The 22725-nt window shown below is 50.8% G+C and carries 19 protein-coding genes and 1 pseudogene; all 20 read right to left on the minus strand.

Features of this window, described 5'->3' with window-relative positions; translation table 11 throughout:
• Positions 1-2 precede the first annotated feature (2 nt).
• Entirely contained in the window at positions 3-1577 is a 1575-nt protein-coding gene (locus IBX50_RS00395; protein WP_292252483.1) for a histidine ammonia-lyase, read from the minus strand.
• A gap of 3 nt (positions 1578-1580) precedes the next feature.
• The gene (locus IBX50_RS00400; RefSeq protein ID WP_292252485.1) at positions 1581-2873 is read right to left on the minus strand and encodes an AMP-binding protein; all 1293 of its coding nucleotides are present in this window, start codon (positions 2871-2873) and stop codon (positions 1581-1583) included.
• A 25-nt stretch (positions 2874-2898) separates the two neighbouring features.
• On the minus strand, positions 2899-3270 hold the full coding sequence (locus IBX50_RS00405) for a response regulator (protein WP_292252487.1): 372 nt from the start codon (positions 3268-3270) through the stop codon (positions 2899-2901).
• Between the two features lie 50 nt (positions 3271-3320).
• Positions 3321-4472 (minus strand): response regulator, encoded by a 1152-nt coding sequence (locus IBX50_RS00410; protein ID WP_292252489.1) that lies wholly within the window; start codon positions 4470-4472, stop codon positions 3321-3323.
• 12 nt (positions 4473-4484) lie between these two features.
• Positions 4485-6269, minus strand: a complete 1785-nt coding sequence (locus IBX50_RS00415) for a PAS domain-containing sensor histidine kinase (protein WP_292252490.1) — start codon at positions 6267-6269, stop codon at positions 4485-4487.
• Entirely contained in the window at positions 6253-9009 is a 2757-nt protein-coding gene (locus tag IBX50_RS00420; protein ID WP_292252491.1) for a chemotaxis protein CheB, read from the minus strand. The genes IBX50_RS00415 and IBX50_RS00420 overlap by 17 nt, the downstream gene beginning before the upstream one ends.
• A gap of 48 nt (positions 9010-9057) precedes the next feature.
• Positions 9058-9429, minus strand: a complete 372-nt coding sequence (locus tag IBX50_RS00425; RefSeq protein ID WP_292252493.1) for a response regulator — start codon at positions 9427-9429, stop codon at positions 9058-9060.
• A gap of 41 nt (positions 9430-9470) precedes the next feature.
• Entirely contained in the window at positions 9471-10634 is a 1164-nt protein-coding gene (locus IBX50_RS00430) for a methyl-accepting chemotaxis protein (RefSeq protein WP_292252494.1), read from the minus strand.
• A 1-nt stretch (position 10635) separates the two neighbouring features.
• Positions 10636-11013, minus strand: coding sequence for a response regulator (locus IBX50_RS00435; protein ID WP_292252495.1), 378 nt, complete (start codon positions 11011-11013; stop codon positions 10636-10638).
• A 41-nt stretch (positions 11014-11054) separates the two neighbouring features.
• The gene (locus tag IBX50_RS00440) at positions 11055-11894 is read right to left on the minus strand and encodes a ParA family protein (protein ID WP_292252497.1); all 840 of its coding nucleotides are present in this window, start codon (positions 11892-11894) and stop codon (positions 11055-11057) included.
• A complete protein-coding gene (locus IBX50_RS00445) occupies positions 11891-12133 on the minus strand; it encodes a hypothetical protein (RefSeq protein ID WP_292252498.1) in 243 nt (80 codons plus the stop codon). The genes IBX50_RS00440 and IBX50_RS00445 overlap by 4 nt, the downstream gene beginning before the upstream one ends.
• 30 nt (positions 12134-12163) lie before the next feature.
• A complete protein-coding gene (locus IBX50_RS00450; RefSeq protein WP_292252500.1) occupies positions 12164-14977 on the minus strand; it encodes a chemotaxis protein CheA in 2814 nt (937 codons plus the stop codon).
• Positions 14978-14985: 8 nt separating this feature from the next.
• On the minus strand, positions 14986-15363 hold the full coding sequence (locus IBX50_RS00455; protein ID WP_292252501.1) for a response regulator: 378 nt from the start codon (positions 15361-15363) through the stop codon (positions 14986-14988).
• Between the two features lie 12 nt (positions 15364-15375).
• A complete protein-coding gene (locus IBX50_RS00460; protein ID WP_292252502.1) occupies positions 15376-16233 on the minus strand; it encodes a protein-glutamate O-methyltransferase CheR in 858 nt (285 codons plus the stop codon).
• A 22-nt stretch (positions 16234-16255) separates the two neighbouring features.
• The gene (locus tag IBX50_RS00465; protein WP_292252503.1) at positions 16256-16873 is read right to left on the minus strand and encodes a HEAT repeat domain-containing protein; all 618 of its coding nucleotides are present in this window, start codon (positions 16871-16873) and stop codon (positions 16256-16258) included.
• A 1-nt stretch (position 16874) separates the two neighbouring features.
• Complete coding sequence (locus IBX50_RS00470; protein WP_292252504.1) at positions 16875-18014, minus strand: chemotaxis protein CheB; 1140 nt, start codon at positions 18012-18014, stop codon at positions 16875-16877.
• Positions 18011-19591 (minus strand): chemotaxis protein CheW, encoded by a 1581-nt coding sequence (locus IBX50_RS00475; RefSeq protein ID WP_292252505.1) that lies wholly within the window; start codon positions 19589-19591, stop codon positions 18011-18013. The genes IBX50_RS00470 and IBX50_RS00475 overlap by 4 nt, the downstream gene beginning before the upstream one ends.
• 17 nt (positions 19592-19608) lie before the next feature.
• Positions 19609-21549, minus strand: a complete 1941-nt coding sequence (locus tag IBX50_RS00480; RefSeq protein WP_292252507.1) for a methyl-accepting chemotaxis protein — start codon at positions 21547-21549, stop codon at positions 19609-19611.
• Between the two features lie 213 nt (positions 21550-21762).
• Positions 21763-22140 carry a photoactive yellow protein gene (gene pyp / locus IBX50_RS00485; RefSeq protein ID WP_292252508.1) on the minus strand — a complete coding sequence of 126 codons (378 nt, stop codon included), beginning with the start codon at positions 22138-22140 and terminating at the stop codon, positions 21763-21765.
• Positions 22141-22393: 253 nt separating this feature from the next.
• Positions 22394-22489, minus strand: a pseudogene (locus IBX50_RS00490) (IS200/IS605 family transposase); the annotation flags it as partial.
• Positions 22490-22725: the final 236 nt, after the last annotated feature.

Below are 22725 nucleotides of genomic sequence, written 5' to 3' on the forward strand. Positions count from 1 at the left end.
ACTCACCTTAAAAAGTTGTGCATAAAAGCGGGATCAGCCAGTTGCTGACTGAGATTTTGAATATCACCAGCCAGAGGTCGATCATCTGTTAAGCCATCGGCAATTTTGCGTACCGCTTGGTACAACTGGCTGGCGGATTGAGAAAAGCCTGCCGACTGACCACCCCTCAGCTCATAACCCTGGCTGAGAATCAGGCTTTCAATAGCCAGCAGTTCAGTCAATCGCTCCAGAGTGGTAACACAGCGCCGGGCCGCCAGAGTGCCCATAGTCACTACATCCTGATTATTGGCATTGGTGGCAATGGACTGAATACTGGCTGGGCTGGCTTGAGTGCGCATTTCCGCAACCAGAGCCGTAGCGGTGACCTGAGCACCCATAAAGCCACTGTGCAGGCCGTTGTTGTTACCGCGTAAAAAGGGTGGCAGTCCCTGATTCATACTGGGGTCAGTGATGCGGGCAATGCGTCTTTCACTGTGCACCGCCAGCGTGATCAGGGCGTTGTTCAAGGCATCGGCTGCCAAGGCAACATGCTGGCCGAAAAAGTTACCACCATGCAGCACTTCCTGAGTCTCTGGCAGAAACAACGGGTTGTCGGTGACCGACCAGACTTCTCTTGCCACCACCTGATGATGAAAGTCCAGGGTGTCTTTAACGGCACCCAGATGCTGGGGTGCACAACGGAAGGTATAGGCATCCTGGGGTAAAGGTTGATTGTGTCGAGCTGTACCGGCTGCCAGGTCTTGCGGCAAGCGTGGCGGTGGTTGTTCTACACCTTGCAAACGCTGGCTGTCGGCGCAGGCTTTTAGTAATGCTTCCTGCGCCCAAAGCTGACCCGGATGGGGACGCAGTTGTGCCAGCCCCGGTTGCAGGGCTTCCAAGTGGCCGTTCAGGAGTTCACCATAAAGTCCCGTCAGAGCAACCGAAAGCCGTAATAAACGCTCAGCCTGACAGGCATTCAGTGCAGCGATAGCGGTCATGGCCGAAGTGCCATTCACCAGCGCTAGGGCATCCTTACCTTGCGGATTCAAAGATTGAAGTTTGGCTTGCTGTAACGCCTGGAGTGCGGGCATGCTGGCATCTTTCAACCAGACTTCCCCCTGTCCCATTAAACCCAGAGTGATGTGAGCCAGAGGAGTCAGATCACCACTGGCTCCCACGGTGCCTATGGCTGGAACTTGAGGGATCAGGTCTTTTTCCAGACAGTCGAGTAATAGTTGCAGAGCTTCAGGGCGAATGGCGGAGTGGCCACGAGCCAGGGTCACGGCACGGGCGGCCATGATTGCCCGAACCTGTTGTTTTTTTAACAGCGGGCCGGTGCCGCTGGTCAAATGATGCACTAAACCCTGCTGTAGTTGTGCGGACGATTCGGTATCCACATAGGTATTGGCCAAGGGGCCATAACCGGTGGTGACCCCGTAAATTCTTCTTTTACCTGCAATTAGTTGATCGAGAAATTCGCGGCAACGAGTCACCGCCTGCCAATGAGGTTCGCTGAGTTCCAGCGTGGCACCCAGAGCAATGGCTTCCAGTTCTTCCAGAGTCAGACTGGTTTCTGCCTGCAGTTGTATCGTCTTCATTAATTACTCAGTTGGTGTCAGGTTGGAAGTCTGTAGCGGCCAGTCGCTGGCTTTGCCTAGAGCATTACAAGGCAGTTGAGCTCCAAAAGTAAACGCCTGGGGGCGCTCAGCAGTCTTGAGATTTTTCTGGCACCAGGCTTGCAGTTGCTGGCGCAGCTCTGATTCTGACTGTTGAGGGTCAGCCGGTATCACAAAAGCCTTGAGGCGCTCACCTTCTTCTGGAGACATCAGGCGTACCTCCACATTCTGAACCTCAGGCAGCTGGCGCAGTTGTTCAGCAATTCGTGCAGGAAAAACATTGGTTCCGGCAACCTGCACCGCCTGATCCAGACGACCTGCCGGATAAAAGTGACGGGCATCCTGCCATTGCAGTTGATCGTTAAGAGGTTGCTGCTGATGGGAAGCAAGATCCAGCAGGGCATCATCCCGGCCTTCAACAGCCTGCCAGCGTGGCAGCAGCTGAAAGGGCTGTTCGGTTTGCTCACGCCAGCCCAAACCACCGGTTTCACTGGAACCGTAAATCTCCACCAGAGGATTCAAACCCTGCTGATGGAGTTGTTGAATCACTTGAGGGTCGCAGGGGCCGGTGGAGGTGATGCCCGCCACTCCGGCAGGAAAAGCCTGCTGGCTGCGACTGATCTGCTTCCAGATAAAAGGAAAGCCGATCACCAGATCACCAGCTTGCAGGTTGCGGCTTTGCACCAAAGAAAAAGCCCGGGTGCCCCGAATCACTGGAACCTGCAACAGGTTCGGCAGCAAGGCAGAAAATAAAAAACCATAAATATGCTGGCAGGGGCTAAGTGCCAGAATACGCTGGATCGGCTGCTGTAATCTTTGGGTAAATATTTGGCGAAAATAGTCTGCTTCGGCCACCAGGCTCTGCCAATTCTGCGGACAGGGTTTGGGCTGGCCGGTACTGCCAGAGGTATAGAAGGTGAGGTTCTGAGTGCCACGCTTTCTGGCTTCAGCCACCAGTTCGACCCACTGTCCCAGGGTTTTGTATCTCAGTAGATAATCTTCCAGGCCGCTTTCACGCAGCTGAAAAAAATCGGTCACACGGGTGGCTAAGGCCAGCTTTTCCAGCGAGTCGGCTTGCAGCGAAACCTGTTCAGCATCGGCAGGCAAAGGATGAATCGAGGTGTGCTGATCCCAATCCTCAGAAAAAATATCCTGAGCCGTTTCGGGTCGTAACGTCTTGAGTTCATCGGCCAGCAGTGCCTTGATGACCTCCAGAAGCATGTTTTCGCTCAGCTCAAAGCCTTGTCTCTCAAAACCCTGCATCTCAAAACCCTTCATCAGCCCATCTCCTTAACCGCATTGTTCAAGCGAGTAGTTTCTCAATACAGGCTAGCAACTCTTTGTTATCAAAAGGCTTGGTTAGGGTTGCTTGTGCCCCGATCATTTTAGCTGAGGACAGGTTAAAGACGGAGTTGAGTGCACGTGAACCACCCGACATCGCCACAATAGGCGTATCCGGGCAGGCTGCACGCAGTTTTGGAAAGCCTTCAATGCCGGTTGTTTCTGGCATCATAACATCCGTCAGAATTAAATCGATTTTGCTCTGGGCTTTGATTTGCTGCAAAGCCTGGGCAATGCTTTCTGCCAGAACCACCTGATACTGGGATTTTGTCAGCAAGCGCTGCAGCATTTGCCGTAGCTGCGGGTCATCATCAATCACAAGCAATGTGGGCATGGTGTTGCTCCTAAGTGGTTGGATTTATTTTGTCTTATCAATTTGTCTTGTTAAGATGATTCGCGTTCAAGATTTGATTTAAGCAGCACAGGGAAGATTAAATCAAACGATGTGCCAACACCGAGTTGACTGTGTACTTTGATTTGCCCATGATGTTGTCGCACAATACCTGCAACCACAGACAACCCTAAACCAAATCCCTGCCATACGTCTCTGGTGGTAAAAAATGGATCGAAAATCACGTTCAGGTTTTCTTCCGGGATTCCTTCACCTTCGTCAGAAACCTGCACAATAACTCGCTTTATGCTGGCATCCTCGGTCGTTTTTTGTGTTTCCTGGGCTTCCTGTACATTTTTTAATCTTATACTCAGGCAAGCCTTATCTTTATTAGCCATTGCCAAAACAGCATTTTTGACAAGATTATCTAAAACCCGAGTGATTTGCACTGAATTGGCCAGGATGATGCAGTCTTCCTGTTCTGGCTCGATTTCCAGTTTGAGCTTTAAATGCTGTGGCAGATGCTTGGCTGTCCAGCTTGAATAGTCCTTCAGAAAATGGCTTAAAACCAAGGGTTCAATTTTAGGTTGACGATCCGATGCATAAATCTCCAGCTGTTCAATCAATTTTGTGCTGCGATTCACTGAGATAATAATGTCTGTTGCAGATGACTGATTAAAATCAGCATCACCTGGGTCATCATAAATCATTTCGGCATTGCCTTTAATAATCAGCAATAAATTATTAAAATCATGGGCGATACCCGCAGCAAACTGGCCTAAAGCCTTCAGCTTTTGTGCTTGTAGGTTAGCGTAATAGCTCGTATAAAGGCGCAGCATAATCGAGATTTTATGCAGTAAATGATGCTGCTGTATTGGCTTGTGCAGGTAATCATCGGCACCACAGGCATGGGTTTCTTGCCAACCTCTGGCACTGTCATCAGCAGTCACCATCAAAATAGGTCGCCAATAGTCACCATCCATTAAACGAACCTGGCGTACGGCCTGGTAGCCATTCATCCCCGGTAGCTCAACATCCATCAGAATAAGATCAACGGGTTCTTGCTGCAAATACTGCAGCCCCTCCTCGGCCGTTGGCGCCCAGTAAACAAAATAGCCTGCTTTTTTTAATAAGCCTTGTGTTAAAACAGCTTGTACTCGGTTATCTTCAATGAGTAATAAGTTGTATTTTTTATCACTAAGCATAATGAACCCGACTTAATCCGGTGTTTTTATTTCAGGACTGATGTTGTTTAAGGATGATCTCTGTGCAATGGCCAAAGGCAACCTCAAGGTAAACTCTGTTCCCGCCCTCGGATAGCTATGTACATCAATCAAGCCATCATGGTGCTTAATAAAATTCAGCACCTGCATCATGCCTAGGCCTGTACCCTTACCGACTTCCTTGGTGGTAAAAAAAGGATCAAACAAACGCTCTTGCACCGCGAGGGACATCCCACAACCATTATCCTTCACTTTAATATCAGCAAAGGGCTGGTATTCATCACTGAAGGTGGGCTGCATGTACAGGCTGAGCTGAATCCAGCAGGTGGGGTTCTTCGTCTCCTGGGTGGCATCCTTGGCATTACGCACCAGGTTAACCAGTGTTTGTAAAAAATAGGGGACATCCAGCCACACGGCCAGAGGTTGATCATGAGGCATGAAACGCATCTGCATCGCCCCCGCAGCACTGTGAAGCAGATTCATCTGTCCTTGAATCATCTGGTTCAGATCCACCTGTGTTTTTTCACTGGCTTGAATGCTGGTGCCATTTTTGAGTTGCTGCACCAGGGTTTCGGCGCGAGTCCCTGCCAGCAGCACTTGCTCAAGGTTTTTATAAATCGGAGAATCAGGGTCACACAGCGTCATGTTCACTTCAGTCAATCCGTTAATCGAACCCAGCAAATTATTAAACTCATGGGCAAGACCGGCAATCACCGTGGCAATCGCCTCAATGCGCCCGACTCTTTGCGCCTGTTCTTCAATCATCACCTGCTGAGTGAGATCAAAACCGATGGAAATATAACCCGCCACCTGTTGCTCCTGGTTTAAAAACGGCTGAATCGCTCGCTGTTCGGTCCAGGTGCCACCATCCTTGCAGGTGTTGACAAACTTTCCGATCCAGACACTGCCATTTTTTAAATGCTGTTTTAAGCTTTCATAGGTTTCTGGCGAGGTATGGTGAGATTTCCATATCGAAGGCTTCTTACCCAGCACCTCATTGGTCTGGTAACCACTGATGCGGCAAAAGGTAGGGTTCACATACACCACATGCTGATTCACATCAGTAATCACCACCGAAGCACTGGATGCATCAAAGCTTTGTTCATTAAAGCCCATCGAAATGGCTGGGCGTTGCTCCAGCACCGCCTGAAACGCCTCGTATTGATTGACTACATCGCGCTGCGCGGTTAAATCCACCAGTGTCAGCAAAAACGAGCGATCCAGATAATAATCACTGGGTAAATCCGCTAATTTTGCCAAGGCAGGAATCGTCTCGCGGTTCAGTGTGATGTCAATTTCATTCTGAAAAGTACGAAAATTCGCGCTGCTGTTGAATTCATACAGCTCATGCAGAGCCGAAGCCAACCACAAACGCCCCTCGGCACCAATAAAACGATACACCGAATGGTTTTTTAATTGGGCACTGTGGTGGTTAAACAACAAAAAATAAGCCGCCTGTGGATTGGCTTCACGAATAGCCCCGTGCTGATCAATCACTAGAGCCGGTATGGGCAGGTTTTCAAACAAGGCCGCGTATTTTTTACGCTCGGCCTCAAGGCTCAGCTGAGCAAAGCGTAGTTCCTGGTTTTGAATTTCCAGCTCGGCCTGATAAATTCGCAGCTCTTCACCCAAGGCCTGCATCTGCTGAAGACGGCCATCCCCCGCTTCGCCACCCGCTCCTGCGTCCTCAACAATCACCAAGCCCTCAGCCAGAGCTTTTTCTGCCCGTTCACGTAAATCCTGTAGATGTTGCTGACGCTGTTCATTCATCTTGGTCATTGCTGAGGTTCAGGTGTTGAGGTGGGCGTATAGGTTGTTGAGAGGAGTGAGCTTGGCTGGCTGAAAAATGCACCTGCTGGCGACCTGCTAAAGCGGTGACATCAATAAAACTCGCTACTGCACCTTTGCTGACTGAAGAGCGCACCTGATAAGGCATGACTCGCAGTAAGATATTATGCCCATCTTCGGTCACGATATCTTTTTCCAGCGGCTTGCCCGTATCTAAGGTGCGCTGCATATCTTCGAGCAGCTGCGGGTGTTGCAGCTGGTTGACGATATCATCCAGAGGTCGCCCCAGATCGCCTTCGCGCAGCTTAAACAGTTTTTGTGCATCGGGTGTAAAGCGGGTAATGCATAACTGGGCGTTAAGAAAAATGGTCGGAATGCCCAGCGCTTTGCCCATGGTGTCTAAATCACTGTAGAGCTGATTCAGTTGCAGTACCTTTTCCTGGTATTCAGCATTGACGGTGTTCAGCTCTTCATTTAATGATTGCAGCTCTTCGTTGGAGCTTTGCAGCTCCTCATTGGAGGCGCGTAGCTCTTCATTAGTGGCTTGCAGCTCTTCGTTGGCGGTTTCAAATTCTTCAATGGTCGCCTGCAAGCTTTCACGTGTTGCAGTCAGCTCCAGCTCCAGCTCACCGATTCGCACCTGCGCCTCTTTATCCATATTCAGCAGCGCATTGTTCTTGCGCGGCTGCTGCTGGTGTGTTTCAAAACACAGCAGAGCATAACGCGCCTCCTGCGCTTGATCAGGCAGAGGGGGTAATGCATGAGCCACCAGACGCAGCTCGACATTTTCTGCCTCCTCCGCTGTGGGTTGTGCGGTTTTGAACTCATCCTTTGCCTGAGCTTCACCTGTTCGTGCCCTAGCTTTGTTTTTTAAAGACTGAGTTACCCAGCCGGAAGCCAGGGAAATCTGCTCTTTTTTGGCTTTATAGAGCAAGGCCGTCGCTATGGGTACTAAGGTTTCTGGCAGTAGACGCACCAGATTCATACTCGCTACCCCCGGACGCAGATGCAAATAATCCTGCACCTGTCCAAAAAAATGCAGCACTTCATCCTGTTGATTCACCAGCAGCGCGGGCGGTGCATAGGATTCAGTTAACAGCTGCTGCGCATGTTGAATCAACAGCTCCTCGGGTTGAATCGCCGCTGGAGCAGGGCGCGGGGCGAGGCGTCTTTCTGCCGGCATGTACAACTGGCGCAAATCCTGCTGTTCCAGGCTGGCCTGCAAAGGGTGATGGGTGCGCTGAAAAATCTTTTGTTTTTCATTCAGCGCCTGCACACTGGCTCCCAGTTCCGCTGCCGATTCACTCGGCCCAAGAAACAAATACCCCTTGGGCTTGAGCGCATACTGCAAACGAGTTAATGCCCGCCGCTGAGCCTGCGGCTTAAAATAAATCAGTGTATTACGGCACACCACCAAATCCATGCGCGTAAAAGGTGGATCGGCCAGCAGATTATGCTGAGCAAACACCACGACCTGACGCAGCTCCGGTCGCACCGTATAGCCTTTTTCACCCTGGGTAAAAAAGCGCTCCAGGCGCGTGGCATCCATCTCGGCGGCAATGGTTTCTGCATACAGCCCCGCACCGGCAAAATCGATGTTTTGGGGATTTACATCGGTGGCAAAAATTTTTAATTCTGGCTGGATATTCAGCCGTTCAAACGCCTCTACAAATAACATCGCAATCGAATAGGCTTCCTCCCCACGCGACACCCCTGCGCACCACACGCGCAGGCTCGGTTGTGGTCCTGCCTGTGCCACCAGCGGTTGAATCACGCGCTCATTCAAGGCCGCAAAGGCTTCAGAATCACGAAAAAAGCTGGTCACACAAATCAGCAGCTCACGGCGCAGAAGGGTTAACTCGCTGCGCTCCTGCTGCAGATGCTGCCAGTAGTCTTCTAGGCGACTTAAGTGCAACACCTGCATCCGCCGTTCAATCCGTCGCAGCACGGTGGCCATTTTGTATTCACGAAAATCAACGCCACAGGCCTGTTGCAGCGCCTGAAACAGGTACTCCAACACTTCATCCTGAGTGGGTTGCAGTTTGGGATGATAAGCCGGTACAGCATTTGAAGACGTGGCAGCCGAGCGGGGAGTGGCAGTTTTTCTGGCTGGGTCGCCAAGATGAGTCTGAATAAGTGTTGAGGTGTTGATGCGTTCTAAATAATGAGGCAGCTTTTCACTCAGCTGATGTACCGTGTTCACTTCATCGACCAGATGGGTCGCTATGGCACTATTCGGCATACCATTAAAACGCGCTTCGTCTGGGTCTTGTACCAGTAAAAAACCACCCGCTGCGTTAATCGCTACACAGCCTCGTGTGCCATCCGATCCGGTGCCAGAAAGCACTATACCAATACACCGTGCCCCATACTGTTCGGCCATCGCACTGAAAAAAATATCGATCGGCAAGGTGAGCACATGCGGCTGCTTATCATGCAGGTTAAACATCCCATAACTGATTTTAAGCAGCTTGCCGGGTGGAATCAGGTGCACGCGGTTGGCTTCGATGGGCATTTGATCCTCAATCAACACCACTGGCATGTCCGTGTGTCGTCCGAGAAGATCATTCATCATGCTTTTATGATCAGGCGAAAGATGCTGAATTACTACAAACGCTGCCCCTGTCTCGCTCGAGCAAGCATCAAAAAACTGCTCCAGCGCTTCCAGTCCACCTGCCGAAGCGCCAATGGCGACAATGCAGCCGGAGAAACTTTTTCCTGAATCAATCACCTTCCCCACCTTTTTTCCCTCCTCACCCTTCACCGACCTGGTTTTTTCTTAGCGGATCGCTTGCTTAACCGTATCGCGCAGGGTTTGCAAACGCAGGGGCTTTTCTAAAGTATGCGTTGCGCCGATCATCCTCGCCGATTGCAGCGCAAAATCTCGGTGCAATGCACGCTGGCCACCGCCTGAAATGACGATCACAGGCACCGAGTATTCTTTTTGGATCAAACGCAAAAACTCCAATCCATCCATGCCCGGCATACAAATATCGGTAATGATTAAATCCCACTGCCCACCCTGATTCAGCTTCTCCAAAGCCGCTTCAGCACTGGACAAACTGATGACTTGATGTTGATCCAGCTCCAGCATCTGCTGGGCGGTGTAACGAAACTGCTCATCATCATCAACGAGTAAAATACGGCTCATTATCCGACCTCTCTGGTGGCAAGTGTTCTATGTAAGATGGGTTAAAAAAGCTCTATCTTAGCGGCAGATTCAGCCTGTGCGCTCTGGTCGAAACCATGACGTGAAAAGTGCGTGGCTTCTTCCTGCTGATAAGCCTCGGTCAACGCCTTTAATGCAATCCAGTTTGGCCGATTTTCTTCCTGCAAGTCCTGCATGATTTGGTGCAGCAAGGCGTGACGTTGTTGCATGGCTTGTTGCATCCGCTCAATGATTTGGCGTGTTACATCCTGAAACTGGATATTGCCCAGCGCGTCGGCTACTTCTCGGTTCAGATTTTCATTGTGCTGCAAGACCACGCTCAGCAAAATGCGATAAAACTGGCGCATGTCGATATAATCGTTATCCAAGCCCTTGATCATGCCGGTTAAACGCTCAATCTCTTGCATGTCATGTTCATTTTTTTCTTCGATTTCATGACCAAAAGCCCGATCCATTGCGGTTGAAATCGAATCAATGCCCTCGGCAATGGTGGTCGCGGTTTCTGCTGCACTAATCGCCAGCCTGCGTATTTCATCCGCTACAACAGCAAAGCCACGCCCCGCATCACCTGCACGCGCGGCTTCAATGGCCGCATTCAACGCCAGCAGGTTGGTTTGATCACTGATTTTATGAATCAGATTAACTTTCTCTGTTAACAAGCCCACCCGTTCCCCCAGCTGCTTAAAGTCCTGCTGTTGACGCTGGATTTGCTCCGGCAGGGTATAAATAAACTGGGTTAGCTCATTAATCGCGTTGCTGCTGTTTTCAAAAGCCTGCTGCATTTCCTGGCTTTGCTCATTGGCAATGTTGAGGTAGTCCACCAGATGATCCGACAGCTCATTGATGTGGGAGAGCTTCTCCACCAAAAAAAACGCAGCATCTTCAGTGAAGTCTTTAGTTTCCTGCAAGCGCAGCTGGATTAATTCATCTTGGGTGCACAGGGCTTGCAAACCCTCAACGGCTGTTGGTATTGCAGCGGATGAATCTGATGGCTCTAGGGTTGTTTCTAGTAATTTAGACTCTTCCTTCCGATGTAGGCGATCTTCTAAAACCCAGCCAACCGCATAGAGCAACACTGTGGTTCCTCCAGCCCAGAGCCAGTGAATATCCAGGGTTAGCAAACCGAGTAGCAACAAGAGGCTAAAAGCAAAATAAAATGCGCGGACTCGGCGAGGGTGTTCCAGCATCTTAGGCTCCTGGGACTAGCTCTTTAATGACTTTGAGAAGATCGCTGCCAGCAACGGGTTTGACGAGCCAACCTGCAGCACCCGCGCTTTTGGCCTCTTGGCGGCGAGATTGGTGAGATTCTGTTGTGAGCACTAAAATGGGTACAAAACGATAACCACTCAGCTGAGTTTTGACCGCTTTGATCAACTCCAGACCGTTCATACGGGGCATGTTGACATCCGTGATAATTAAGTTGGGTTTCACGTCCATGCTTTTGAGTTTCTCGAAACCATCTTGGCCGTCTTTAGCGGTTTCCACCGTGTAGCCAGCCTGTTTTAAAATGCTGGTCATGCTCATTAAGATGGTGGCGGAATCATCAATCAAAAAAATTTTTTTCATTGGCTGTTTGTCTCTTCGAAGGAACTGTTTTGATGTCTTTGTTATGCGTCCTTTCCGCTGCCCCAGAGCGCATCCAGCTCTGCCGCCAGAAGGGTGTAATCCATCGCGCCACTGCTGCGCGGGGCATAATCCAACACCGATTGATGTACGGCAAAAGCCTCAGCCAAGCGGATGTTGTTGCGAATGCCACGCAGCATTTTGCTTTGTCCAAACTGAGCACCTAGCTCATCAATGGTGTTGCGGTGTAAAGTCAGGCGCTGATCCAGCATGACCGGCAATAAGCCCAGTAAAGTCAGGTCATCATTGTAATTAGATGCAATATCGTAAAACAAACGCGCCAATTGCAAGGCACCCACCTTGCCGAGGTGATGAGGCACAAAAGGCACCACAATGCCCTGTGCAGCGGCGGCGGCATTCATTAAGAGGCTATCCAGCGTGGGCGGGGTATCTAAAATAATGCGCTGATAGTCTTGCGTTAGCCCTTCTTGTTGCAGTGCATCGCGCAAACAGGTGACTGGGTAATGCAATCCGCGCCCATCAAAGTGCACGTCTGCAGCAATCAGATCCACCCCTTGAGTCGGTGTGGTATCAATGCAGTCCCGCAGCTGCTGTGGAGCCTGTTGCTGAGCTATTCTGCGTTGAGGATCGATTAACTCAGCTTTTGCCTGAAAAAAACCATGCACACTGCGCAAGGTCTTGCTGGTTGGCTGTGTGGAAGACGGAGTGGCATAGGGCCGTCCCAAACCCAAAGCAGAATGCCCTTGAGTGTCCAGATCAATCACCAACACGCGATAACCCTGTCGCCCCCAAACGGCAGCTAGATTCACACAGCTGGTGGTTTTTCCGGTGCCACCCTTGCGGTTGGCAATGGCAATAATCATAGGTTTCGGGTCAGCTCAGTTTTCAGAAAACGCTGTAATAAAGGATCTTGCGGCCAGGCGGTACAAGGACGTTGAGCCGCCAGCAGCACCTGCAAGACGGCCGTGTTCAGATGCTCTAATGATGAACAATCTACCCCGCCTTGAGGATGATCCAGCAGCCATTGCAGCAGCAGCTCGGCATCATCGGCCTCACAAATCTCATGCAAACACACACGATCCGACTCAAAAACCAGTGGCATGGTGCCATCCTCTTTAATTCAGCTTAATCTTTAGTTGAGCTTTAATAGCTCAGGCAAATTCAATACCAGCAACACGCGCCCATCACCCATTAATGCACTGCCTGAGTAAATGGTGTAGTTCGCCATAATGCCTTCCATCGGCTTTTGTACAATATCGATTCCCTGGCGGAAGTCATCAATAATCAGCCCCAAACGCTGTCCTTGAACCTCCAGAATTAAAATCGCCTCTTCGGTACGCGATGGAAGGGGCGGCAAACTCAGTAGTTGGCGTGCACGGCGCAGCGGAATCAAGCTGTCGCGCAGGGTAATTGCCTCATGATTTTTAATACCATGAATCTTCTCGGTGGCAATGCGAACGGTTTCGCCAATCATTGACATCGGAACCCCAAAGTCCTGCCCGCCGATATCCACCATCATCACCCGCGCCACAGCCATGGATAATGGCAGGCTGATTTGTAGCTGTGTGCCTTGTCCTGGCTGGCTGTTGACACTGATCCGGCCACCAATTTCTTGCAGTACACTATTCACTGCATCCATACCCACCCCCCGTCCTGAAACATCCGAGACGGTTTCTGCGGTGGATAGCCCGGGTAAGAAAATCAGTTGCAGTGCTTGCTCCTGAGTCAGACTGTCCAGCTTGGCCTCATCAATCAACCCGCGCTGATAAGCCTTTTGCTTGAGCTTTTCACAGTCGATGCCGCGCCCATCATCTATCACCATCAACAGCACACGATCATCCTGAGCCTGAGCACTTAAAATAATGCGCCCTTGCGGGGGCTTGCCTGCGGCCTGCCTCTCTTCGGGCGTTTCTAGGCCATGATCCAGGCTATTGCGAATCAAATGCACCAAGGGATCAGCCAAGCGATCCAGCAGATTTTTATCCGCCTGGGTTTCTTCGCCCTCCAGCACCAATTCCACCTGCTTATTCATTTTGCGTGACAAATCACGCACCAAGCGCGGAAAACGCGCAAAAACCCCTGAAAAAGGCACCATTCGCGCCGCCATCACGGTAGCCTGAATGCGCTCGGTAATACGATCCAGGTTGGCATGCTGGGCTTTGATTTCACGCGCCAGTAATAGTGGCTCCATACCTTCACGCGCGCGGCTTTCCAGAAAAGGCAAGGCGTTTTTCGCCACAATCAACTCACCGGCCAAATTCATCAGCTCATCAATGCGCTTTTGCTCAACGCGAATCGAAAGATTTGCTTGAGTTGTAGTGACTGATTCCCGCTCTGGCCGCTCCGTTTGAACCGCAACTGGACGGGCAGATACCGGATCTGGCTCCACTGCGCTGTGAGGTGGGGGTGAAATAGGGGTGGGTGGTGAGGATTCTACTGCGGTGGCCTGACAAGCAGGTAGCGCTTGGGTTTCGATCCAATCGATCAGTGCAGTTGCTGCGTTGGCATGCTGTCTGGCGGCATTAAGATCAGCCTCATTCAGCCCCAGAGGTCGAATCAAGCGCCGTAGCACTTGATGAACCGAAGCAATACAGCCTGCGCTGAGACTGGAATCTTGATGGCTATCCTGATTATGCGTGAGCACTGCAATTTGGTTTTGGAGCAATTGCTCAATCAATACTTTTTCAGCTTGTTTAACGCGGGACTGAACACCACCAGATTCATCTGTGCCGCGTTCACCGTTGGGAGGCAAAGCTGGACTCTGTTGCTTTTCCGGAGCGGCAGATGAGGGAGCCAGCGGCTGCCATTGCCAAACTGAACTCACTAATGCTTCCAATAGGGAGTTCAGTGCTTCAAGCTGCCAGGTTGCAGGTTGGTGTTGATCCTTTTCAGGGGCGATACGCTCCAGTATCCAAGCGATCCAGCGTACTACTGAATGCTGCCAAAGCTGACCTGCACTAAGCTCTTGCACTGGCTTGAGCTTTTTCTTCATGCTGGAAATATCGCCCACCTGCAAGGCTTGTTTAGCCTGCTGCACAAAGGGCTGATAAAAATCAGTCGCCCCCATTTCACCTGTCGGAAAAACAAACAGCTGGGCAGGATGTAAATCAGTCGGCCAAACGATCCAAGTGACTTGATCAGCCACATAGCGCCAATGCTCCTGTACCTCCGGTAAGCTGGCATAAGCCAGCAACTGAAATCCCAGCACGCAGCGATAAGGATCAAGATCCTCTAGGTTTACCCAGGGTTCGCTCGGCTCAGCGCGATACCACATCACTCCCGGCATCTGGCGCACACTAAATAGCGGGTCTTGCCCAATAAAAAAACACTCAGGTGCTGGCTGATAGCGGATCAGAAACCAGGTTTTTTGATCTGAATCATCTTGCTGCTGGTCAAGCGCCTGAATCAACAGCTGCTGACGCTGGCTTTCTTTGACCTGTTGCCACCAGACGGGGTGCTCGGGCGCCGCGCTTTTGGTGGCTAGGCTGGTGGGTGGGTTTTTGACTACTGTCTGAGGTTCTGTCTGCGCCTCGAAGGAGGCTTCGTTTTGCCGGTGGGCTTGCAAGCCCTGCTTTAAACGAGCGCTTTCTTCAGCAAAGACATACTCCGCATCACTCGGCAAAGCCTCCGTGTTTTCTAGGGCATCAAGCCAGTAAACAATGAGATCAAGGGCATTAAGCAGCGTATCAATAGCAGTAGGTTGCAGCTGATCCTCACCTGAGCGTACCTGATCCAGATGATCTTCTATCAAGTGCAAAAAACGTGTAAAAACACGATACTCCTCAAACAGGCCCGAACTGCCCTTGATGGTGTGCATGGCACGAAACAGCTCATCTAAAATCGGCAAGGCGTGAGGGTCTGCTTCCAGCAGTAATAAGCAGCGGCTGGCTTGTTCGATATGATCACGTGACTCGTGAATAAACGATTGCAGCAAAGGGTTCATCATCGACTCCTTCAAGACTCTAGCTGAGTAAGCAGCAGCTGACACAAGGGCTGAAGCTGCTCTGGGCGCACTGGCTTCACCAGATAAAAATTGGCTCCAACGGCCAGGCCTCGTTGACGATCCTGCTCCTGCGCCTCGGTACTCACCATCACCACGGGAATCTCTGCTAATTCAGGGTTTTTGCGGACTTCGTAAGTAAAACGGTAGCCATCCATTTTGGGCATGTTGACATCCACCAGGAACAGCGCATAAGGGTTCGATAGCGCTTTTTCTAAAGCTTCGACCCCATTTTCAGCTTCATCGACCTGATACCCCAAAGCTTCTAGCAGCTGGCGATGATACATCCGCACCGTCACCGCATCATCAATTACCAATACCCGCTGGTTCATTACCCGCACCTCTTATTTAATCTCGGCTTTTTGATACACCATCGCCTTGGGGAATTTACGCACCTCAAACAACGAGGAAATACGGCTCATGGACTCTGAATGCCCCAAAAAGATAAAGCCGCCCTCATCCAGCGCATCATAAAAGACCTCAGCCGCTTTGCGTCGTGCAAGATCATCGAAATAAATCAACAGGTTGCGGCAAAAGATGACATCAAATTGCTTGTATTGACGTGTCTGCTGCAAATCGGCCAGATTCACCTGGGTAAACTCAACGGAATCACGAATAAAATCAGCAATCTGCCACTTATGATCATCAAGAGGCTTGAAATAGCGTTTTCTGACCTCCGGCGAAAGATGCGCCAGAGAACGTGCGCCATAAATCCCCTCGCGGCAACGCTGCAAAACCTGGGTATCAATATCCGAGGCAACAATTTCTACATCAACCCGCTCCAGCAATGGCCAGTGTTCCAGCAGGCTTAATACAATCGAATAGGGTTCTTCACCAGTACTCGAAGGAATCGACCAGATTCGCAGTAGTTTCTGCTCACCATGACGCGCAACCAGTTCATTCAGCACTGATTCCACCAAACACTCAAACTGATAACGCTCACGCATAAAATAGGTTTCGTTGACCGTCATCACATTGACCAGGCTCTGAAATTCCTCACCGCTGGCCTGAAAACGCATAAATGCAAAATAAGAACGAAAACTCGTATTTTCGGTGAGGCGCATCCGATCCAACAGCCGCTTGTCAACAAAGTAGCGCTTGCTATCCTCAAAGAAGATGCCGGTACGCCGATAAAAATACTCTCGAAAACGTTCGTAATCTTGCAGCGAAATGCGCTGAGTGGCTTGCACATCATTCAACATCTTGCAGCTCCTGTTCCTGCTGTTATTCCTGCTGTGCCTGTAAACGCTGAATCACCAGGTCAAGAGTAAACAAGAGGTAGGGTTCGTTATGAATTTTTGGCCTGAGTTGCATTAAAGCAGGCAGCATTTCAGGCTGCCCCAGCTCCGCCAGCCGATCTAAAGCCGTGCCCAACACATTGGCATGGGTTTCTTGTTCCAGCACCTGCAACAGCCATACCGGTGCCTTGGGGTGAGCCAGCAGTTGTAAAATGTCAATCGCAAAAATCCGCACATCAGAATCGGCATCGTGCAGCAGGTTTTCCAGATGCTCACCCGTGAGTTCAGGCTGGCTTTGCAGCACTTCAATGGCGGCATTGCGTAAATCAGCCTCATCTGAACGCAGCAGTGGAATCAATCCCGCTATGACTTCCTTGTTGCCGATGCTTTGCAGGCTGCAAAAAATAGCTTGCCGCACACCATAATCCGTCTCTTCAACCAAGCGTTGTAACATCAGCGCCAGGCTCTCAGGGTGCCGTGCCAAATCTCGCGCAGCTAAACGGCGCGTACTCACATCAGGTGCAGATAAGGCCTGCTCTAAACTGGCGCCATTCTGCTCGGGTAAAGCCTCGGGTGCATTCAGTGTACGTTTAACCAATGCCATGTTATTTGCCTCGCCCTTGCTTTTCCCACTGTACCAATTGCGCTGCAATGCGTGTATGGGGCAGAATTTCCGTTGCACCGTTCAGGTCAATCAAAACCTTCGGCATCCCATAAACGACGGCTGATTCTTCGCTTTCAGCAATCGTCAGTGCCCCTGATCGATGCGCCTGTGCCATTTCTTCCGCTCCGTCATAACCCATGCCGGTTAACTGCACACAAATCAGCTGTTGAGGCGCGCAGACTTCCAAAGCAGAAGCCACCATCAAGGATACGCTGGGATGCCACAGGTGTTCAGGGTGCATCGGCTGCGGTACAGCTTTAATCTGCCCGGCTCGTTTCACCAGTTTGACATCAGCATCGCCCTTGGCGATATACACCTGCCCACCCTGAAGGCTGGTCGGTGTGGTCACTTCACTGACGGGCAGGAGTGAAATCTGATCCAGGCGCTCAGCAAAAGCCGCGGTAAAACGCGAGGGCATGTGCTGAGCAATTAAGATCGGCCAAGAGAAGTCCGCGGGTAGTGAAGTGATAATCCGCTCTACCGTGCCGGGCCCCCCCGTGGACACGCCAATTAAAACCAGTTTGTCGATCGAGCCTGTGGAGCGACTGATTGGGTTGTTGGTTTTTAGTCTTACCGGTGGGCGTGTTAGACGCGCTGACGTACTGTTTGCGCCAGATTCTAAGGCGCTGGATTTTTTCAGCCGCTGACTCAGTTTTTGTACAACAGAGCTTTTAGTTGAGCCTTTCCTTGAGCCTTTTATGGCGGCCTGTACTTTGGCAAGCAGCTCTTCTGCTACCTGCTTTAGATTCAGTGAAACCGTGCCACCCGGTTTAGTGATGTAATCAAAGGCTCCCAGCTCCAGCGCTTCAAACGTGGCTAAAGCGCCTTTATCCGTGAGTGAAGACACCATAATGACCGGGCAGGGGTATTGAGCCATGATGTGGCTTAAACAGGTTAAGCCATCCATCACCGGCATATTGATGTCCAGCGTGATGACATCGGGTGCAAAACGCGCCAGCTTATCCAGCGTATCCTGACCATCCCGTGCAGTCAGCACTTCGTAGCCACCTGCCTCAGTGAAAATCTGCTGAAGCTGGCGGCGCATCAAGGCTGAATCATCCACCACCAAAACCTTGATCACACAATGCCCCCCGCTGCATCCGTGGCCTGAACCTCGGCTGTCTGAACTAACGCCTGCTGCTCTTGATGACTGATCAACTCCTCGCAGTTAACCAGCTGAATCAATTGTTTTTCAGCCGTGAGGCGCACTACTTGTCCCAGCAGGCGCTCTTGTTCATCAGAAAGCGCCGGGGCGATTTCAACTTGTTGACGCTTCAAACGCTTGACTTCGTTCACCGCATCCACCACAAAGCCCGTCAACAAGCCATTCATTTTAAGAACCAAGATACGCTGCCGCTCACTGCTCGGTGCACGCACCAAACCCAGACGACTGCGCATATCCATCACTGGCAGTACCGTGCCGCGCAGGTTCATCATGCCATCAATAAAATCGGGGCATTTGGGCACGGGATAAAGTTGCTCAGGCAAGCGGGTGATCTCCTGCACCTGCTCAATAAACAACCCATACAGGGCCTGATCCAGCGTAAAGACCACCAGCTGGCAGTCATCTTCGTCCTCTTCCAGACCTGCGGTCAGTTCGTCTGCCTGCATATTGATCTCCGTGTTCGAGACATCCAGGCGCAATTCAGGGGTATGAATATCCGCCACGTGAAAAAGCTGATTCACCTGCAATAGCATAATCAAGCGCTCGCCTTGATCCAGGCGACACACGGCTTCCACATCCTGCATGTTACTCAGCGAAGCCAATACCGCTGGCGCCGCTTCCAGTTGATGCTCATGCAAGCGCACGACTTCGCGCACTTGATCCACCACCAGTGCGACCTTTTCCTTGCCACGGCGCAGCACAATCAGCATCTGTTCTTCTGAGTTGCTTTTCTGACTGTGCAAACCGAATAAAGCCTGCATCGACAGCAGCGGAAAGGTACTCTGACGCAGGTTGATCAACCCTAAAACCTGGGGTGGACTATTGGGCAGCTCATTGATTTTTGAAGGAATACGCAAGATCTCCTGCACATCCGTCAAACGAAAAGCAAATTCCTGCTCGTCGATCAAAAAACTCACCAGCTGAGTGAGAACCTCTTCCTCTTCCTGCTGCACACTGCCAGTGTGCACATTCAATACACCCGCAGCCTTGCTGGTGCTGGCTTTCAGTAGCGCTTGGCTGAATTCTTTTTCCAGCAGGCTGGTGAGTTCTAAAAGCTGAATCACGCCACCCTGTTCGGTTTGATACACGCCATTTAATACTTCGTTGCTCACCAAGGTGGACAGATTTCCGGGCGGCTCAATGTGCTCAGGGTTCAGCTCCATGACCCGCTCAACATGATCAACCACCAAACCCAGTTGAGCACCCTGTAAGGCAATCACCAACAAGCGACTGGCATCATTGAGCGGTTTTTGCTCTAAACCCAATAAACCGCGCAAATCAATAATCGGTACCACGCTACCGCGCAGATTGGCCACGCCCAGCAAACAAGGGTGTGTCAGTGGTACATGCACAGGTTCAGGGTAACGCACGATCTCCAGCACGCTCTGCATCGGCAGCGCAAAGCTTTCACGAGCCAGAGCAAAGGTCACATACTGATGCGCCTGCTCTGCAGTGTCTTCTATCGTCTTATCTTCTGTTTCTGAATCATTCATTTCACAGTCCTCAAGGGTTAAGAGTTCTGTAATTCGTCAGCAACCGATGCGATTTCTTCAATCGCTGTGGCCAGTTCTTGCGCTCCGCGTGATTGTTGCTCTGCCGCTACAGAAGCCTCGCGTACACTGGAAGCCGCTTGCTCCGCCACCGCAGAAATTTGCTCCATGCCTTTTTTGCCCTGGTTAATGGCGGTGGCAATTTCGCTGGCGACCTGCTCAGAGTTTTTGCTGCATTGCATTAGCTCATCCTTGGTGGCTCGCAGGTTATCAATGTCTTTCATGGTTTCTTTAGAACGCTCGACTTCAATTTCTGCGGCTTTAAGCGCCTCGTTTAAATCACGCTCGGTCATATCTGCTTGATCCTGAATGGAGCGCACCAGGCTTTGTACCTGTTCAACATTGCTGGCGGAATCATCAGAGAGGTTCTGAATATCACTCGAAACCACAGCAAAACCTTTTCCGTATTCACCCGCGCGTGCTGCCTCTACCGCGCCATTCACGGCCAACATGCTGGTTTTAATGGCGGTATTGGCGATGACTCCGGCGATTTTTTCAATCTGGCGATTCAAGAGCTGAATTTCCTGGATTTCTTTTAGATTGTTCTTGGCTGAATGGAGGTTTTCTGACACGCCAGTGACCACCGATTCCACCTGTTGCTGGTTGTTGGTCAGTATTTGCTCCATGCGCTGAATCTGCTCCGTGCTGGTGTTGATCCTGCTCAAGGATAAATTCACTGCACTATCAATTTGCGAGATGGCGGCAAGCGCTTGCTCTGTGGCCGTGGCACTCTGCTCTGAACCACTGAGTACCTCTGAAAGGGCTTTACTGATTTCTGAAGAGCCACGGTTCAGCTCTTCCACTGAAGCCGCCAGCTCTTCCGCGGCGGCTGCAACACTTTCCGCGCTTTTGCTGATATCGGTGCTGCTGCGCAGAGTTTCAGAAATTTCTTCCAGTTCATTGGCCGCACTTTCTGCGCCGTTGATGGCAATGCCTTGTTCTTCCAGCGTGTTGTTCACCTCCTCTGCGGCAGCAGCTTGCTGCTCTGAGGCGCTGGCAATGGCTTCGGAGGTTTGTTGTAACTCCACCACCGATTGGCGAATCATTTCTACAGATTCATCGACCTCTTTTGCACCTTTATCGATGTCGGCAATATCCTTTTCAACCAATACAAACTGCTCATTCACCTGAATGCAGGATTCCACCTGTTGAATCGCCAGATCGGCGGTATTTTTTACGGCATCGGCTGTTTGTTGGGTTTTGGACTGAATTTTTTCGACTAAATTGGTGATGTCGGTCGCGCTGCGCTCAGAGGTCTCAGCCAGTGTGCGTACGGTATCCGCTACCACGGCAAAGCCTTTGCCGTGACGCCCCGCACGACCTGCTTCAATCGCCGCATTTAGCGCCAAGAGATTGGTTTGATCGGCGATCCGCATCACTTGCCGCGCGGCTTCGTTAATCGAACCCGCTTGCTCTTGCAGCTGCTGCATCAGCGTGACGGATTTTTCCTGACGCTCGGCGGTCAGCTGCAGGTTGTTCACCAACGACTGAATGCGCTGTCCGGCGCTATTGGCGATCTTTTGTGCGAGCTGAGCATTTTCTTTGGTGAGTGTGGTGTTTTGTGCCTGAGTACGAACCTGCTCACGAATGGAATTCACTGCGGCTAGGCTTTCTTGACTGGAAGAGGCGGCTTCTTCCGCACCCGTGGCGATTTCTTGTACAGCGATATTTAACTGGTCACGGGCTTTGGCTGCCTCGGTAATGCTGGCGGCTAACTCTTGCGCAGCACTGGCAATACGCTCAGCAGACTGCTGCTGTTTAGCAAGGGTACGAGAACGGCGGCGTTGCTGATCAGCTAAACGCCTAGCGGTGCTATCATCAACGGATGTTGATGTTGTTGCTGCACGAGCCGCAGCGGGAGAAGAGCCAGATGAAGCAGAGGAGTTTTTTTTGAGAGCCATGATGAGCCTACCTTAGTGATGCAGTGGGTGCGGATGAAAGTTGCATGGGCGACCTAAGAGCTGAATGATATATTCCTTATACCATATTTTACTTGGTGGTGCCTCTGCATACAGACTCAAATATAGGTAGGGATCTAGTGTGAATCAATAGTGCAGATAAATAAAAAAGGGAGGCAATAACCTCCCTTTTTGAGCTGAAAGTGGCGACGAACATTACAAGCGCTTAACAAACACCCAGTAGCTTTCACCGTTCAGGGCTTTTTTCATGTGTACCTTCACCTTGGTGGGCTTCATTTCATGATCAAAGGTGTATTCGAACATGACATTCAGATTGCCCCCTTTCACGCCTTCATCAAAACGGCCTTTGAACTCGGGGCGGTTGGTGCAGGGAGCTACTTCACGAAAAAAACTCTTGCCGATCACCTTGCTGGGATCACGACCGGTGATATCACCTTCTGCTGCGTTGTATTGCAGAATCTTGCCCTGAGCATCTAGCTGGATGGCACCAAAAGCAACCCCATCCAGTTGCTGTTTGGACATTTTGGCCAGGGTGTTTTCAATGTTGTCAGAACCGAAGGATAAAACTTCCATGGTGTTCACCTCTTGTTGGTTGATAAGTTAAGTTTTGATTCCTTGATAAGGTGGGCTATGTACGGGCTTTTGTCAAGCTTTTGTATAACAATGCTCTAGCCTAGTAAATGTAACTCGATTCTTCCAGTAAGGCTGGAAGATTTGCTGCTGTACGTAACATTTAGCAAAATCCGCGTAAACCCTCGCCCAATCGGGCGGGGATATAAGCGGGAACCGCGCAGCGGTTCTAGTCCGGTGTAGCCTGACTTTGCACCTACTCTCTCAGTGTTTCAATCGTTGCCCCGCCTGCACTACAGGCAAAGTAGGAGCGTGACCAGAGCGCTGCGCTTTTGCTTTGACGGGGTATATGGTATTGAGTATGCGTATCCGGCGTATAACAACTCTTTATGATGTTCACTCACTTGAAATATGACCTTGACGGTTTATAATGAAAGAAGTATATCAATGAGCACTGAAATGTTAAAGGCCGCGAAAGTACGCATCTACCCGACACCTGAGAAGTTGGAAGCCTCGCCCGTGGCGCTTTAGCACTTAGGGCGGGGAGCAGTCACTCAAAATAACCAGGTAGCTTTGCGACGATTCTGG

The sequence above is a fragment of the Marinospirillum sp. genome (assembly GCF_014859565.1).